General features: G+C 71.3%; 13 protein-coding genes and 1 tRNA gene. 6 read left to right on the forward strand and 8 right to left on the reverse strand.

What is annotated here, in order from left to right:
• Nucleotides 1–703 (reverse strand): Tat pathway signal protein (locus N4P33_RS23180; RefSeq protein ID WP_260828604.1); only part of this gene is annotated, 703 nt, incomplete at its 3' end.
• Between the two features lie 270 nt (nucleotides 704–973).
• On the opposite strand from N4P33_RS23180, the gene N4P33_RS23185 reads away from it, so the two are divergent.
• Nucleotides 974–1,324: a hypothetical protein gene (locus tag N4P33_RS23185; protein WP_260828605.1), complete on the forward strand. Its 351-nt coding sequence runs from the start codon at nucleotides 974–976 to the stop codon at nucleotides 1,322–1,324.
• Nucleotides 1,325–1,529: 205 nt separating this feature from the next.
• On the forward strand, nucleotides 1,530–2,399 hold the full coding sequence (locus tag N4P33_RS23190) for a spermidine synthase (RefSeq protein WP_260828606.1): 870 nt from the start codon (nucleotides 1,530–1,532) through the stop codon (nucleotides 2,397–2,399).
• 22 nt (nucleotides 2,400–2,421) lie between these two features.
• On the opposite strand, the gene N4P33_RS23195 is transcribed toward N4P33_RS23190, so the two are convergent.
• The gene (locus tag N4P33_RS23195; RefSeq protein WP_260828607.1) at nucleotides 2,422–2,976 is read right to left on the reverse strand and encodes a hypothetical protein; all 555 of its coding nucleotides are present in this window, start codon (nucleotides 2,974–2,976) and stop codon (nucleotides 2,422–2,424) included.
• A 144-nt stretch (nucleotides 2,977–3,120) separates the two neighbouring features.
• On the opposite strand from N4P33_RS23195, the gene N4P33_RS23200 reads away from it, so the two are divergent.
• The 3 genes from N4P33_RS23200 (at nucleotide 3,121) to N4P33_RS23210 (ending at nucleotide 6,861) form a co-directional block, all read left to right on the forward strand.
• Complete coding sequence (locus N4P33_RS23200) at nucleotides 3,121–3,840, forward strand: response regulator transcription factor (protein ID WP_260828608.1); 720 nt, start codon at nucleotides 3,121–3,123, stop codon at nucleotides 3,838–3,840.
• Nucleotides 3,837–5,264 (forward strand): HAMP domain-containing sensor histidine kinase, encoded by a 1,428-nt coding sequence (locus N4P33_RS23205; protein ID WP_260828609.1) that lies wholly within the window; start codon nucleotides 3,837–3,839, stop codon nucleotides 5,262–5,264. The genes N4P33_RS23200 and N4P33_RS23205 overlap by 4 nt, the downstream gene beginning before the upstream one ends.
• 136 nt (nucleotides 5,265–5,400) lie before the next feature.
• On the forward strand, nucleotides 5,401–6,861 hold the full coding sequence (locus tag N4P33_RS23210) for a cellulose binding domain-containing protein (RefSeq protein ID WP_260828618.1): 1,461 nt from the start codon (nucleotides 5,401–5,403) through the stop codon (nucleotides 6,859–6,861).
• 173 nt (nucleotides 6,862–7,034) lie between these two features.
• Here N4P33_RS23210 and N4P33_RS23215 read toward each other — a convergent pair whose 3' ends face one another.
• The 4 genes from N4P33_RS23215 to N4P33_RS23230 all read right to left on the reverse strand — a co-directional run bounded on the left by N4P33_RS23215 (nucleotide 7,035) and on the right by N4P33_RS23230 (nucleotide 11,908).
• On the reverse strand, nucleotides 7,035–8,474 hold the full coding sequence (locus N4P33_RS23215; RefSeq protein ID WP_260828612.1) for a GH1 family beta-glucosidase: 1,440 nt from the start codon (nucleotides 8,472–8,474) through the stop codon (nucleotides 7,035–7,037).
• A gap of 135 nt (nucleotides 8,475–8,609) precedes the next feature.
• A complete protein-coding gene (locus N4P33_RS23220) occupies nucleotides 8,610–9,518 on the reverse strand; it encodes a carbohydrate ABC transporter permease (protein WP_260828613.1) in 909 nt (302 codons plus the stop codon).
• Nucleotides 9,519–9,530: 12 nt separating this feature from the next.
• Entirely contained in the window at nucleotides 9,531–10,544 is a 1,014-nt protein-coding gene (locus N4P33_RS23225) for a carbohydrate ABC transporter permease (RefSeq protein ID WP_260828614.1), read from the reverse strand.
• A 5-nt stretch (nucleotides 10,545–10,549) separates the two neighbouring features.
• Nucleotides 10,550–11,908 carry an ABC transporter substrate-binding protein gene (locus N4P33_RS23230; protein ID WP_260828615.1) on the reverse strand — a complete coding sequence of 453 codons (1,359 nt, stop codon included), beginning with the start codon at nucleotides 11,906–11,908 and terminating at the stop codon, nucleotides 10,550–10,552.
• A 342-nt stretch (nucleotides 11,909–12,250) separates the two neighbouring features.
• Here N4P33_RS23230 and N4P33_RS23235 point away from each other — a divergent pair, with 342 nt between their 5' ends.
• On the forward strand, nucleotides 12,251–13,306 hold the full coding sequence (locus N4P33_RS23235; protein ID WP_260828616.1) for a LacI family DNA-binding transcriptional regulator: 1,056 nt from the start codon (nucleotides 12,251–12,253) through the stop codon (nucleotides 13,304–13,306).
• 92 nt (nucleotides 13,307–13,398) lie between these two features.
• Here the strand turns inward: N4P33_RS23235 and N4P33_RS23240 are convergent.
• Nucleotides 13,399–13,471: transfer RNA gene (locus tag N4P33_RS23240), tRNA-His, on the reverse strand.
• A gap of 128 nt (nucleotides 13,472–13,599) precedes the next feature.
• Entirely contained in the window at nucleotides 13,600–14,202 is a 603-nt protein-coding gene (gene orn, locus N4P33_RS23245) for an oligoribonuclease (RefSeq protein WP_260828617.1), read from the reverse strand.
• Nucleotides 14,203–14,505 lie beyond the last annotated feature (303 nt).

A 14,505-nucleotide genomic window follows, 5' to 3' on the forward strand; every position in this document is an offset into this window, starting at 1 on the left:
GCAGCGGGGCGGCCGCGCGCCGGTAGAGCCCGTCGGCCCCGTGCCGGTCGTCCAGCAGCCGGATCCGGCGTACGGCTTCTTCCAGGGCGCCCGCGTCGCTCGCGCCGGCGCGACGCACGGCGCGCTGTGCCGCCGAGGCGTCCGCGGCGAACCCCAGCGGGGCCAGTGAGGCGGCGGCCACCGTGGCACCGCCGCCGGTCATGAATGCGCGACGCAGCACGTCGCTCTCCTCGTTGTCGTGCGTGTCGTACGGGTCGTACGGGTTGTACGGGTCCGACGTGTCGTAGGTGTCATACGGCTCGTACGCCTCGCTGGTCTCACTCGTCGCGTTCGCCGGGTCCGCGGAGTGCGCCGGGGGCGTGGCCCCGTACGTGGGGGGCGTGGCCCCGTCGTCCCGCGCCCGGCGTCCGCGTACCGACGAGCGGGGCGCGAAGCCCAGGTCGGTCAGCGTGCGGCCGGGGAACATGTGCAGGAAGACCCGTTCGTAGGCGTAGTTGGGACAGCGGATCTCGCCCGTCTCCACCCGGTGCACGTACCGCGCGTCACAGCTGACCCGCTCGCCGATCTCGCGGGCGGCCCTGCGGACCGCCGCGGCGAACTCGGCAGGGGAGCGCGGTCCGCGCAGCTGCCGGAAGACGAGATTCGGCCGCGGTGGCCGGTGGGGCTGGGATGGCTGGGGCGAGGGCACCGTTGACGACGCCATGGCCGGGTCCTCTCTGCGAACCGTCGAACCATGCCGGAATCAGGGGGAGTCCAGGGCGGTTTGTCCGTGTGACGCCCTGTTTCCGGCGGGCAAGAACGTACCTGCTGTGACGGAGCCGCCACGCGGGGTTTGGCTACAAACCGGATATCTCATCCGTGATCTGCCATGAACTGCCATCCTTTGCGGCGGACTTCCGGCGTAGCCGTTGACGCTTTGCGGCGTTGAACTGTGGGCAGGGTTCCGTGCGCGGAGTGTGTGGTGGAGGCCGGGATGGTGACCAGTTCGGCGGGTTCGGTGAGTGCGTCGTGTGATGTCGTGACGGTGCCGGCCCGGCAGGGGCTCGAGGCGGTGGACATTCTGCGGCGGGGGGCCGGTGGCGAGGCGGTGGGGCCCGTGCTGCACGACGACGGTGGGGACACGCTCGGGTTCCTGGTGCCGTCGGGGACGGCGGCGGGGTGGGACGTGCCGGGGAGTGTCTGTACGGAGACGGAGCCTGCGGGGGAGACGGGGGAGTGGCTGCTGCCGCCGGGGGATGCGGAGTTGGCGACGGATCCCGCCGTGCTGCGGGAGGCATTGGGGGAGGCACAGCGGATGATCGACGCTGCCGACAGTTGCCGGTGAGGTCGGCCTCGGCTTCGCCTTCGGCCGCCTTTTGTTTCCCACCGCACGGCCCGTGCGGGTTTCGTGGCCGGGTGCGGGTGGCCCCCGCGGGGGCTGAGCGCCCTCGGCGGCTGCGGCAGCGGCGCGCCGCCCGGCCTCTCTCGCTCGCTGTGGTCCTCGGAGAAGTCACCCCCGCGCCCCTCTGCCACCTTGCGACAATGCACCCATGGGAAAGGCCAGGAGAAGCGGTCGGCGGCAGGCCGAGGATGAGGCCGTTGCCGTGCAGGTCGACGGGGGGCTTGCTCAGCTGCTCCCCGATCGGGAGCGGGCTCGGGCCTGGACCCTGTTGATCGACGGGGCTCCGCAGTCGTACGTGGATCTTGATGATCCGGCGTATCTCTCGTTCGAGTACCAGCGGCGGCTCGGGCATGTCGTCGATCTGTGTGCGCCGGCCGGCAAACCCCTGCACGCCGTGCACCTCGGTGGGGGTGCCTTCACGCTCGCCCGGTATGTCGCCGCCACCCGGCCCCGCTCCACCCAGCAGGTCGTCGAGCGTGACGCGAAGCTCGTGGAACTGGTGCGGCGGGAGCTGCCGTTGGAGCCCAGGGACCGGATCCGCGTGCGGGCCGCGGATGCCCGGGACGGGCTCGCCAAGGTGCCGGACGGGTGGGCCGGAATCGTCGTCGCCGATGTGTTCAGCGGGGCACGGACACCCGCCCATCTGACCTCGACCGAGTTCCTCGACGACGTCCGCAGGGCGCTCGCACCCGGCGGGGTCTACGCCGCCAACATCGCTGACGGGCCGCCGCTGCCCCATCTGCGCGGCCAGATCGCCACCGCCGCCGCCCGGTTCGCCGAACTCGCCCTGATCGCCGACCCCGCGGTGCTGCGCGGCAAACGCTTCGGCAACGCCGTGCTGGTCGCCTCCGACGCGCCCCTGCCGATCGCCGAGCTGACCCGGCGTGCCGCCTCCGACCCGCATCCCGGGCGGGTGCAGCACGGCAGGGAGCTGACGGACTTCACCGGCGGGGCTGTGCCGGTGACCGATCTCGCGGCGGTCGCCTCACCCGCGCCGCCGCCGTCCGTGTTCCGCTGAACGCCCCGGCGGTGGGCCCGCGTCAGTACGTTCCGATCTCCACGCGCGGCGGGCCGTCGTGCCAGGTGCAGAAGACCGACACCCGGTCCGCGCCCGAGGTGAACTCCACCCGGATCCACGTCTCCGTCTTCCACACCTGCATCGACCAGCCCGCGCCCGGCGTCGCCGACACCAGCGACGCGGAGGTCTCGCCTAGGTCGAACACCGCCCGGCCGCCCTTGGTGTCGTAGCTCTTGACCTGGCCGGAGGGCGTGGGCGCGGGGGGCTGCGTCCGGTCCGGGGCGGAAGTGGCCGGGGCGGGGGACTTCTCGCCGGGTGTGGCCGACGGCGTGTCCGGGTCCGCCGGGTCCTTCGCGTCCTTCGTCTTCTTCGCGTCCGGCGTCCGGGACGGGCGCCGGGTCGAGGACGACACCGGTCTCGACTCCTTCGTCTCCGCGTCGGCCGCCGAGACGGACAGCGCGCGGGGCGGGGTGTAGGCCGTGGCGGCCATCACCGTGTGGACGCCCCACCACGACAGCGTGACCGCCGCGCCCGTGGCGAGCAGCCAGGCCAGTACGTGTATGAGTCCTCTGCGCATCGTCGGCCCATACTGCCTCACCAGCCCCAGCAGTGTCGCGCCCTGTGGACAACCCAGGACGGGAACCGGCAGGCGGCCCGGAGGCGATCCGGAGTTGTCCACAGGCTCGCACCGGCGCCACTCGCATGGCGTACGGTGCGGCCCATGGCAAGTGTTCTCGTGGTCGAGGACGACCAGTTCGTACGCTCGGCGCTCATCCGGCACCTCACCGACGCCTCGCACACCGTGCGCAGCGTGGGGACGGCACTGGAGGCCCTGCGCGAGGTCGCCCATTTCCGCTTCGACGTGGTCGTCCTGGACCTCGGACTGCCCGATCTGGACGGTTCCGAGGCGCTGAAGATGCTGCGCGGGATCACGGACGTACCGGTCATCGTGGCCACCGCCCGGGACGACGAGACGGAGATCGTGCGGCTGCTGAACGCCGGCGCGGACGACTATCTGACCAAGCCCTTCTCCGTGGAGCATCTGTCGGCCCGGATGGCGGCCGTGCTGCGCCGGGCCCGCTCCGGCGGAGCGGAGGCGGCGCCGTCCCCCGTGCTGCGGGTCGGCGGGCTGACCGTCGACCCGCTGCGCCGCCAGGCCGAACTGGACGGTGTGCGGCTCGACCTGACCCGGCGCGAGTTCGACCTGCTCGCCTTCCTCGCCGGGCGGCCCGGTGTGGTCGTGCCGCGCAAGGAGCTGCTCGCCGAGGTGTGGCAGCAGTCGTACGGCGACGACCAGACCATCGACGTCCATCTGTCCTGGCTGCGGCGGAAGCTGGGGGAGACCGCGGCCCGGCCGCGCTATCTGCACACCCTGCGGGGCGTCGGCGTGAAGCTGGAGCCGCCCGCCGGGCAGGCGCCCGGGGCGGAGCCGCGGCCATGAGGTGGGCGCTGGTGAAGGTGTCGCTGGCGGTGACGGCGATGGTCGTGCTCGCCTTCGCGGTGCCGCTCGGTCTGGTCATCAAGGAGATGGCCCGCGACCGGGCCTTCTCCAACGCCGAGCGGGAGGCCGCGGCGGTCGCTCCCGCGCTGTCCATCACCACCGACCGCGACCAGCTCGAACGGGTCGTCGTCTCGGCCGGCACGGACGACGGGATGGCCGTGCACATACCGGCCGCGGACGGCGAGGAGGCCCTCCGCATCGGGCGGCAGCGCGCCGCCGCCGAGGACATCGCGGCCGTGCGCAGACTCGGCCGCGCCTCCACCTCCACGGTCTCCGACGGCTCCGCGCTCCTCCAGCCGGTCGCGCTCAGCACCGGCGAGATCGCGGTCGTCGAGGTGTACGTCCCCGGGTCCGAGGTCACCAACGGAGTCGGCACAGCCTGGGCGGTGCTCGCGGCGGTCGGGGTCGCGCTGATCCTCGGCTCGGTGGCCGTCGCCGACCGGCTGGGCGTACGGATGGTGCGGCCCGCCCAGCGGCTGGTGGAGGGTGCGCACGAACTGGGGGAGGGGAAGCTGGGCGCGCGGGTGCCCGAGGAGGGGCCCACCGAACTGCGGCTGGCGGCGGTGGCGTTCAACTCCATGGCCGACCAGGTGGTCCAACTGCTCGCCAACGAGCGGGAGCTGGCCGCCGACCTGTCCCACCGGCTGCGCACCCCGCTGACCGTGCTGCGGCTCAACGCGGCCTCGCTCGGCGAGGGACCTGCCGCCGAGCAGACCCGCGCCGCGGTCGAGCAACTGGAACGCGAGGTCGACACCATCATCCGCACCGCCCGGGACGCCAAACCGCAGACGGCCGCCGCCGGACCCGGCGCCGGCTGTGACGCCGCCGAGGTGGTGCGCGAGCGGATGGCGTTCTGGTCGGCGCTCGCCGAGGACGAGGGCCGCAAGTGGCGGGTGGCCGGAGCGGACCGGCCGGTGCGCATACCCGTGGCCCGCGCCGATCTGGCCGCCGCCCTCGACGCCCTGCTCGGCAACGTCTTCCGGCACACCCCGGAGGGCACGGCCTTCGCGGTCGACCTGCACAACGGCGAGGACGCGGTGATCGTGCTGGTCTCCGACGCGGGCCCCGGCATACCCGACCCCGAGGCGGCGATGGCGCGCGGCCGGGGCTCGGGCAGCGACGGCTCGACCGGGCTCGGCCTGGACATCGTGCGCCGGCTCGCGGAGTCGACCGGCGGGGACGTGCGGATCGGCTCGTCCGTGCTGGGCGGCACCGAGGTGCGCATCTGGATCCAGCTGGACGGACGCGAACGGACACCGGGGCGGCGCGGCCACCGGGGTGCCGTACGCCGTCGCCGGCCCGGGCGGCGCTCGCTCTCCCACCGAGTGGTCTCGACCTTTAACCGTCCCCGATCCCTTCCTTAAGCCCACCCTAAGATCCTCAACGGCCAGCCGAATCAGGTCATTTGTCCGAATCCGGCTCGCTAGCGTGCTGCCGCGCCCTCCCCCCCGCGGGCGCTTGTGAACCCCCCCCATGAGCAGCAGCGAAGGCAGGCACGCGATGAGCACCCACCGGCGCAGGATCAGTGGCAGGAACAAGGCGATCGGAACCGTGGTCGCCGCGGCCGTGGCCGGCGGTGGCGCGTTGGTGTTCACCAGCACCGCCCAGGCGGCCGGCGCCGGCGCCGCGTACACGAGGACCAGTGAGTGGTCGACCGGCTACACCGCCCAGTACGTCGTGACCAACGACAGCGGCGAGCGGGACACCGACTGGAAGCTGGAGTTCGACCTGCCGGCCGGCAGCAAGCTCGGCTCGCTGTGGAACGCCGAGTCCCGGGTCAGCGGGCAGCACGTCACCGTCACCCCGCCGAAGTGGGACACCGACGGGCTCGCCGCCGGCGAGTCGGTCACCGTCGGCTTCGTGGTCAACGGCACCGGCGATCCGACCGGTTGCCGCGTCGACGGCGCCGGCTGCTCGGCGGACGGCGGCCCCACCCCGGAGCCCAGCGGACGCCCCACCGAGACCCCCGCGCCCTCGCAGTCACCGACGCCCACCGAGAAGCCGACCGAGAAGCCGACCGGGACCGCCACGCCGAAGCCGACGGAGAGCACCGGCAGCGGCACCCCCACGAGCGCCGCCTTCGCCCCCTACGTCGACACCTCCCTCTACCCGGCCTTCGACCTGGTAGCGAGCGCCGAGGCCACCGGCGTGAAGAACTACAACCTCGCCTTCGTCACCGACGGCGGCGGCTGCACCCCCAAATGGGGCGGCGTGACCGACCTCGGTAGCGACGCCGTGGCCGGGCAGATCGGCGCGCTGCGCGCCAAGGGCGGCGACGTACGCGTCTCCTTCGGCGGCGCGGCCGGCTCCGAACTCGGCACCACCTGCACCTCGGCGGACGCGCTGGCGGCGGCGTACGAGAAGGTCGTGAACGCCTACCAGCTCACCAAGGTCGACTTCGACGTCGAGGGCGGCGCGCTGCCCAACGCCGCCGCCAATACCCGCCGCGCCCAGGCGATAGCCAAGCTGCAGAAGAACCACCCCGGCCTGGACGTCTCCTTCACCCTCCCGGTGATGCCGGAGGGCCTGACCCAGGACGGAGTCAACCTCCTCGCGGACGCCAAGAAGAACGGCGTGAGGATCGACGCGGTCAACATCATGGCGATGGACTACGGCCCCGCGTACAGCGGCGACATGGGCACCTACGCCGAGCAGGCCGCCACCGCCACCCAGGCGCAGCTCAAGGGCGTCCTCGGGCTGAGCGACAGCGAGGCGTGGAAGACGGTCGCCGTCACCCCGATGATCGGCGTCAACGACGTCGTCACCGAGATCTTCAAGGTCGACGACGCCACCCAGCTGGTGAACTTCGCCAAGTCCAAGGGCATCGGCTGGCTGTCGATGTGGTCCGGCACCCGCGACAAGGCCTGCCCCGGCGGCCCGAAGCCGGCCGCCGACGCCACGTGCAGCTCCATCGACCAGGAGAAGTTCGCCTTCACCAAGGCGTTCGCGGCCTACCAGTAGGCCACCCGCAGTTGGGCCACTGAGGAAAACGGGGAGCGCACGCCCCGGCCGGCTTCCCCCAGCCCCGGCCGGGGCGTCCGCGCGCCAAACCGGAGCCCGGGCAGAAGTACGGGGCGCGGCACTCCCCTAGGGCACCGCGCCCCGCCCCCCGTCTTCAACCGGAGCCGGTCAGGTCAGATGCGCTCCGGCTCGGGCAGTGCGCCCGACTTGGCCGCCCGGCTGTACCACAGGGCGCTGGACTTCGGTGTGCGCTCAAGAGACGCGTAGTCGACGTACACCGCGCCGAAGCGCTTGTCGTAGCCGTACGCCCACTCGAAGTTGTCCAGCAGGGACCACAGGAAGTAGCCGCGCACGTCCGCGCCGTCCGCGATGGCCCGGCGCACCTCGGACAGATGGCCGTGCAGGTAGGCGATGCGCTCCGGGTCGTGCACGCGGCCGTCGGCGTCGGGCTTGTCGTCGTAGGCCGCGCCGTTCTCGGTGATGTACAGCGGCAGGCCCGGCGCCTCCCGGGTGTAGCGCATGATCAGCTCGTGCAGTCCGGTCGGGTCGATGGACCAGCCCATCTCCGTGCGCTCGCCCGGCAGTTGGTGGAAGGCCACGTCGTCCGCGCCCGGCCAGGGCGAGTAGTCGCTCGCCCCGTGCCCGTCCGCCCGCGGCACCTCGGCGCCGGGGTCGGCCGCCGAGACGACGGTGGGCGTGTAGTAGTTGAGGCCCAGCGCGTCCAGCGGCTGGTGGATCAGGCCCAGGTCGCCGTCGTGGACGTACGACCAGTCGGTGAGCGCCGAGGTCGCCTCCAGCAGCGTCTCGGGGTAGGCGCCGTGCAGGATCGGGCCGTGGAAGATCCCGTTGGCCAGGTCGTCGATCTTGCGCACCGCCGCCAGGTCCGCCGGGTCACCCGGTGAGAGCGGGCGGACCACCGAGGAGTTGAGGCTGATGGCGACCGAGTTGCGGGCCGGCATCACCGAGCGCAGGGCGGCGCTGCCCAGACCGTGCGCCAGGTTCAGGTGGTGGGCGGCCCGCAGCGAGGCCGGCTGATCGGTGCGGCCGGGTGCGTGCACCCCGGAGGCGTAACCCAAGAAGGCGCTGCACCAGGGCTCGTTGAGCGTGATCCACTGCTCCACCCGGTCGCCGAGGGCCTCGCCGACGAGCTGCGCGTACTCGGCGAACCGGTAGGCGGTGTCGCGCTCGGGCCAGCCGCCCGCGTCCTCCAGCTCCTGCGGCAGGTCCCAGTGGTAGAGGGTGACGGCCGGCTTGATGCCGTGCGAGAGCAGCTCGTCGACCAGCCGCCGGTAGAAGTCGAGGCCACGCTGCACGGCGGGGCCCCGGCCCGTCGGCTGCACTCGCGACCAGGAGACGGAGAAGCGGTAGGCGCTCAGGCCCAGCTCCGCCATCAGGGCCACGTCCTCGCGGTAGCGGTGGTAGTGGTCGACAGCGATGTCACCGGTCTCGCCGCCGGCCGTCTTGCCCGGCGTATGGCTGAAGGTGTCCCAGATGGACGGGGTCCGTCCGTCCTCCCGCACCGCCCCCTCGATCTGGTACGCGGAGGTCGCGGCGCCCCAGAGGAAGGCGGGAGGAAAGGTCGCCGGGTTCGCCGGCGTGGCGGAGTCAGACATGAAAGCGCTCCCAGAGGAGGTCGTGAAGACCGACGAGTACGAGAAACAGAGAGGGAGAAGGGAGAAGAAGACGGAGGGGAAGGGAAACGGGGCCGAGGCGGCGGTGACCCGGCCCCGGAAGGGGCGCCGCGGGTGTCAGCCCTTCACCGCGCCCTGCATGATGCCGCCCACGATCTGCTTGCCGAAGATCGCGAAGACCAGCAGCAGCGGCAGCGTGCCCAGCAGGGCACCGGCCATGATCAGGGACTGGTCCGGGGTGTAGCCGCGGCCGAGGCCCGCGACCGCGACCTGCACGGTGGGGTTGCCGGTCTGGGTCAGCACCAGGAACGGCCACAGGAAGTCGTTCCAGGTCTGCACGAACATCAGCATGCCCAGCACGGCCATCGCGGGACGCGCGGCCGGGAACACCACGTGCCACACCACACGCCAGCTGCTCGCGCCGTCGACCCGCGCGGCCTCGATGATCTCGTCCGGCAGCGCCTGGATCAGGTACTGCCGCATGAAGAACACACCGAACGCGCTCACCAGCGAGGGGAAGATGACCGCCTGCAACTGGTCGGTCCAGTCCAGCTTGGCCACCATCATGTACAGCGGGATCACGCTCAGCTGCGGCGGCACCATCATCGTGCCGATCACCAGCAGCATCAGCGCGTTACGGCCACGGAAGCGCAGCTTGGCGAAGGCGAACCCGGCGATCGTCGACAGCACCACGATGGTCACCGCCGAGATGCCCGCCACGATCGTGGTGTTGAGGAACGCCTCCCCGAGGTTGGCGTCCTTCCAGGCGATCTCCAGGTTCTTGAACAGGTTGGAGCCGAACCAGAACGGCGGTGGCGTCTGCGCCAGGCGCGCGTTGTCCCGGGAGGCGGCGATCGCGGTCCACACCAGCGGGAACAGCGACACGATCGTGAACAGGATCAGGATCGCGTACGCGATCGGACCGCCGTGCAGCGTCCCGCCGGCCCGCGCCGACTTCGGCAGACGCGAACGCTTCTGCTCCTTCGCTGCGGTCGGGGCGGCGGGGGGTGTCTCAGTCGTCGTCACGGCCGGAACTCCTTAACTACTGGCGCGCAGCCGGCGCGAGATGACGTAGTTGACGATGCCGATGACGATCAGGATCGCGAACATCGTCCAGGCGATCGCCGAGGCACGGCCCAGGTGCTGGTTCACCCAGCCCTGCTCGTACAGGTACAGGCCGAGCGTCTGGAACTGGTGCTCCGCGCCGCCGGACGCGCCCTTGTTGGCGTCGAACAGCAGCGGCTCACCGAAGACCTGGCTGGCTCCGATCGTGGAGACGACCGCCGTGAACAGGATCGTCGGGCGCAGCGACGGCAGGGTGACGTGGAGGAACTGCTGCCAGCGGCTGGCGCCGTCCAGCGCCGCCGACTCGTACAGGTCCTGCGGGATCGCCTGCATCGCGGCCAGGTAGATCAGCGCGTTGTAGCCGGTCCAGCGCCAGATGATGATCGTCGAGACGGCGATCTGCGAGGGCCACTTGTCGCCCTGCCAGTCGACCGGGTCGATCCCGACGAGGTCGAGACCCCAGTTGATCATGCCGTAGTCACGCCCGAAGAGCAGCACGAACACCAGGGAGGCGGCGGCGATCGAGGTGGCGTACGGGGCGAGCATCGCGACCCGGTAGAAGGTCGAGGCGCGCAGCTTGTAGTTGAGGATGTGGGCGATGCCCATGGCCATCAGCAGCTGCGGGACGGTCGAGATGATGCCGATGGTCAGGGTGTTCTTCGCCGCGTTCCAGAAGAAGTCGTCGTCGAAGATCCGCGTGTAGTTCTTCAGCCCCACCCAGTTCATGTCGGTCGGGGCGGTCAGCTCCACCTGGTGCAGCGACGCCCAGCCCGTGTAGATCAGCGGGAACAGACCGAAGGCGACGAACAGCAGGAAGAACGGCGAGACGAAGGCGTACGGGCTCCAGCGCACGTCCCGCTGCCAGCGGCGCGACAGCTTCGCCCGGCGCCGCTCGTCCTTGTCCGTGGGCACCGCGTCCTCGGGCGGGCGGCCCGGGGCCGCGCCCCCCTTGACGGGGAGCGCGGCGGTGTCGTGGCGAGTGGCCATGCGGGTCACTTGTCCAGGTTGTTGTCGATGGTCTTGGTGGCGGTCTCCCAGGCCTCCTCGGGCGACTTGCCCTTGGTCACGAGGATGACGCCGTTGTCCGTCAGACCCTGCTGGATGATCTGGTCCTTCGGGCCGATCACCTGGTCGGGGATCTGCTGGGCGGCCTCGGAGAAGATCTCGCCGATCGGGGCGTCACCGGTCATGTCGTTCTTGGCACCCGTGACTTCCGGGCTGGAGTACGCGGCCTGCGCGCTCGGGAAGCTGCCCTGGACCTTGAACAGCTTGGCCTGCTGCTCGGGCGCGGTCAGCCAGGCGACCAGCTTCTTGGCCTCCTCGACGTTCTTGCCGCTCTTGGGCACGGTCAGGAAGGAGCCGCCCCAGTTGCCGGACTTGGGCGCCACGGCCACGTCCCACTTGCCGGCCGCGTCGGGCTTCGACTTGCCCTTGATGTAGCCGAGCATCCACGGCGGGCAGGCCATCGCGGCGAACTTGTTGTTGGCGATCGTCTGGTCCCAGGCCGGCTGGAACTGCGTCTGGGCGCCGACCAGATCCTTCTCGGCGGCCTCGGCGGTCAGGTCGAAGGCGGCCTTCACGGCGGGGTTCGTCTTGTAGATGACCTCGCCGCTGGAGTCGTAGAACTTCTCCTTCTCACTGCTGAGGATCGCGTTGATCAGGCCGCCGGGGGAGTCCCAGAAGGTGGTGCCCTTGGGCGCCTTCTTCTTGTACTGCTCGCCGACGTCGACGAGCTTCGCCCAGTCGCCCGCCCACAGCTTGCCGACCTCCGCGCGGTCGGTCGGCAGGCCCGCCTTCTCGAACATGTCCTTGCGGTAGCAGATCGCCATCGGGCCGATGTCGGTGCCGAGACCGATCGTCTGGCCGTCCTTGGTGGTGGCCTGCTCCCACTTCCAGCCCAGCCAGTCGCTCTTGTTCACGCCGGGGGCCTTGGAGAGGTCCTCGAGCTTGGCGGCCTGGGTGCCCACGATCTCGGCGATGTTGCCCACTTCGACGGCCTGGATGTCCTGCAGACCGCTGTTGGTGGTGAGGTGGTTCAGCAGCGCCGGGTAGTAGTTCTCGTTGCGCTCGACAACGTTCTCGGCGATCTTGATGTCCGGGTTGAGCTTCTCGTACTCGGCGTAGAGACCGGCCTCCTTGAAGCCGAAGGCGCCGAACAGGCCGAGCGTGATGGTGGTCTTGCCCTCGCCGCCGGACGAGGAGCCGGAACCGTCGTCCTTGCCGTCGTCGGCACATCCGGCCAGCAGCCCCGTGCCCAGCGACACCACGGCCGCTATGGCCAGCGCCTTGCGGGCGAAGGGCTTCCCCCTGTTCGAGCGCGATCGAGACTGGGGGAGGGTACGTGCTCGCATTGCGTCCTCCTGTTGCCCTGACGTGCCGACCCCCCGGCCAACGGCATGGTTGGGCCCGTATGGTGCTCGCTGCGGCTCGGGCGGGGAACGTGCGGGTTGTGTATGTGTCAGGTACCGTGGGAGCGCTCCCACTGGTGATGTGTTGAAGAGTCGCGGGTCCGGGCGGGGGTGTCAAGGGAGCAGACGCCGCAAACCGCGTTCAGTTATCGGGCCGTTAACTGGACGATGGGGGAAGCGGAGGAGGCGGCCGGGAGCCGAACGGTATCCCCGCACTGGCGGTCACGGCAGCTCACCGCCCTGTTAGATTCCAGGCCGGTGACTACGACGGAAGGCGGGGCTTCGATGGCAAGCCACGGAGCGCGGGGCCGCAGCGGCGGCCGGCCCACCCTCGAAGAGGTGGCGGCGCGCGCCGGCGTGGGCCGCGGCACGGTCTCCCGCGTGATCAACGGCTCGCCCAGGGTCAGCGACGCCACCCGCGCCGCCGTGGAGGCGGCCGTCGCCGAACTCGGGTACGTGCCGAACACCGCGGCCCGTGCCCTGGCCGCCAACCGCACCGACGCGATCGCCCTCGTCGTCCCCGAGCCGGAGACCCGCTTCTTCACCGAGCCCTACTTCTCCGACATGCTGCGCGGCGTCGGGTCGGCGCTGTCCGACACCGAGATGCAGCTGCTGCTGATCTTCGCGGGCAGCGACCGGGAGCGGCAGCGGCTCGCCCAGTACCTCGCCGCGCACCGGGTGGACGGGGTGCTGCTGGTCTCCGTGCACGCCGACGACCCGCTGCCCGACATGCTGGCCCAGCTGGAGATCCCGGCGGTGATCAGCGGCCCGAGGTCCGCCGCGGAGACGCTCACCTCGGTGGACTCCGACAACTACGGCGGCGCCCGGCAGGCCGTGGAGCACCTCATCGGCCGGGGCCGCCGCCGCATCGCCCACATCACCGGCCGCCTCGACGTGTACGGCGCCCAGCGGCGCATCGACGGCTACCGCGACGCGCTGCGCGAGGCGGGCCACGAGGTGGACGAACTGCTCATCGAGCCGGGCGACTTCTCCGAGGACGGCGGCCGGCGCGCGATGGCCGCGCTGCTCGAGCGCCGCCCCGACCTGGACGCGGTCTTCGCCGCCTCCGACGTGACGGCGGCCGGCGCCCGGCAGGTCCTGCGCGAGGCGGGCCGCAGCATCCCCGACGACGTGGCCCTCGTCGGCTACGACGACTCGGCCATAGCCCGCCACATGGACCCGCCCCTGACCAGCGTGCGCCAGCCCATCGAGGAGATGGGGCGCCGCATGATCGACCTCCTGTTGTCGGAGGTCGCCGACCGCCGCCCGGCCGCGTCCCGCGGGCTTGAGCGGCGGCAGGTGGTACTGGCGACGGAGCTGGTGGCGCGGACGTCGTCGTGACGTCGGCGCAGGCCTGTTCCCAAAACGTTCCCGGGAAGTGAGGAACGACGAAGGGCTGACCCGCATCTGCAGGTCAGCCCTTGATCGTTAAGGGTGAGTGACGGGACTTGAACCCGCGACATCCTGGACCACAACCAGGTGCTCTACCAGCTGAGCTACACCCACCATGACCGGTTCCTGGGAGAAGTTCTTCTCCCCGACCGGCCGAGAAAAAGTGTACAGGGTCCGAAGGGGTGCTCGCGCCCGGCTTTCCCGGCGCCGCGCTCCGGGCCCCCTTCGCTCCCCTCACCCGGTCACTGAGCAGGCAGGACGTGCTTGGCCGCGATCTTCTTCGCCGTGTCGGAGTCGGGCCCGGGCTGCGGTACGAAGACGGCCTCGCGGTAGTAGCGCAGCTCCGCGATCGACTCGCGGATGTCGGCGAGGGCGCGGTGGTTGCCGTTCTTCTCGGGGCTGTTGAAGTACGCCCTCGGGTACCAGCGGCGGGCCAGCTCCTTGATCGACGAGACGTCGACGATGCGGTAGTGGAGGTAGTCCTCCAGGGTCGGCATGTCGCGGAGCAGGAAGCCGCGGTCCGTGCCGACGGAGTTGCCGCACAGCGGGGCCTTGCCCGGCTCCTTGACGTGCTCCTTCACATACGCGAGGACCTGCTGCTCGGCGTCCTCGAGCGTCGTGCCGCCCTCAAGCTCGGCGAGCAGCCCGGACGCGGTGTGCATCTGACGTACCACCTCCGGCATCGTCTCCAGCGCCCGCTCCGGCGGGCGGATGACGATGTCCACGCCCTCGCCGAGCACGTTCAGCTCGGAGTCGGTGACGAGGGCGGCCACCTCGATGAGCGCGTCGTCCGACAGCGAGAGGCCGGTCATCTCGCAGTCGATCCACACCATGCGATCGTTCATATGTCTCACCCTACGGCGTGACCCTCCCGGTCAGTGCCGCCCCTGCGCCCCCTTCCCGTGCCCGGGCAAGGCGAACGGGCCGGGGCATCGAGGCCCGGGCCCGTTCGTCGCTCGTCGTCGCCGTCAGCTCACGGTGCGCTGCGCTGGCTCGGGACACCGCCCGCGGCCGTCAGGCCCAGCGCCCCGGCGCTCGCCGTGCGCCGGGACTGGTGCGGGACCGGGTTGTCCGGGTGCAGGGACGCCGAGGGGCGCCCCTGGTGTCCCTGCGGTTCCGGCGCGGTGCCGCCGCCCTGCGCGGCCGGG

The organism is Streptomyces sp. 15-116A, assembly GCF_025290915.1.
Taxonomy (GTDB): Bacteria; Actinomycetota; Actinomycetes; order Streptomycetales; family Streptomycetaceae; genus Streptomyces.

Coding starts and splice junctions, on each gene's coding strand:
- N4P33_RS23225 (WP_260828614.1), bottom strand. CDS start 10,544: ATGGCCACTCGCCACGACACCGCCGCGCTCCCCGTCAAGGGGGGCGCG.
- N4P33_RS23235 (WP_260828616.1), top strand. CDS start 12,251: ATGGCAAGCCACGGAGCGCGGGGCCGCAGCGGCGGCCGGCCCACCCTC.
- orn (WP_260828617.1), bottom strand. CDS start 14,202: ATGAACGATCGCATGGTGTGGATCGACTGCGAGATGACCGGCCTCTCG.
- N4P33_RS23215 (WP_260828612.1), bottom strand. CDS start 8,474: ATGTCTGACTCCGCCACGCCGGCGAACCCGGCGACCTTTCCTCCCGCC.
- N4P33_RS23190 (WP_260828606.1), top strand. CDS start 1,530: ATGGGAAAGGCCAGGAGAAGCGGTCGGCGGCAGGCCGAGGATGAGGCC.
- N4P33_RS23230 (WP_260828615.1), bottom strand. CDS start 11,908: ATGCGAGCACGTACCCTCCCCCAGTCTCGATCGCGCTCGAACAGGGGG.
- N4P33_RS23185 (WP_260828605.1), top strand. CDS start 974: ATGGTGACCAGTTCGGCGGGTTCGGTGAGTGCGTCGTGTGATGTCGTG.
- N4P33_RS23195 (WP_260828607.1), bottom strand. CDS start 2,976: ATGCGCAGAGGACTCATACACGTACTGGCCTGGCTGCTCGCCACGGGC.
- N4P33_RS23205 (WP_260828609.1), top strand. CDS start 3,837: ATGAGGTGGGCGCTGGTGAAGGTGTCGCTGGCGGTGACGGCGATGGTC.
- N4P33_RS23210 (WP_260828618.1), top strand. CDS start 5,401: ATGAGCACCCACCGGCGCAGGATCAGTGGCAGGAACAAGGCGATCGGA.
- N4P33_RS23200 (WP_260828608.1), top strand. CDS start 3,121: ATGGCAAGTGTTCTCGTGGTCGAGGACGACCAGTTCGTACGCTCGGCG.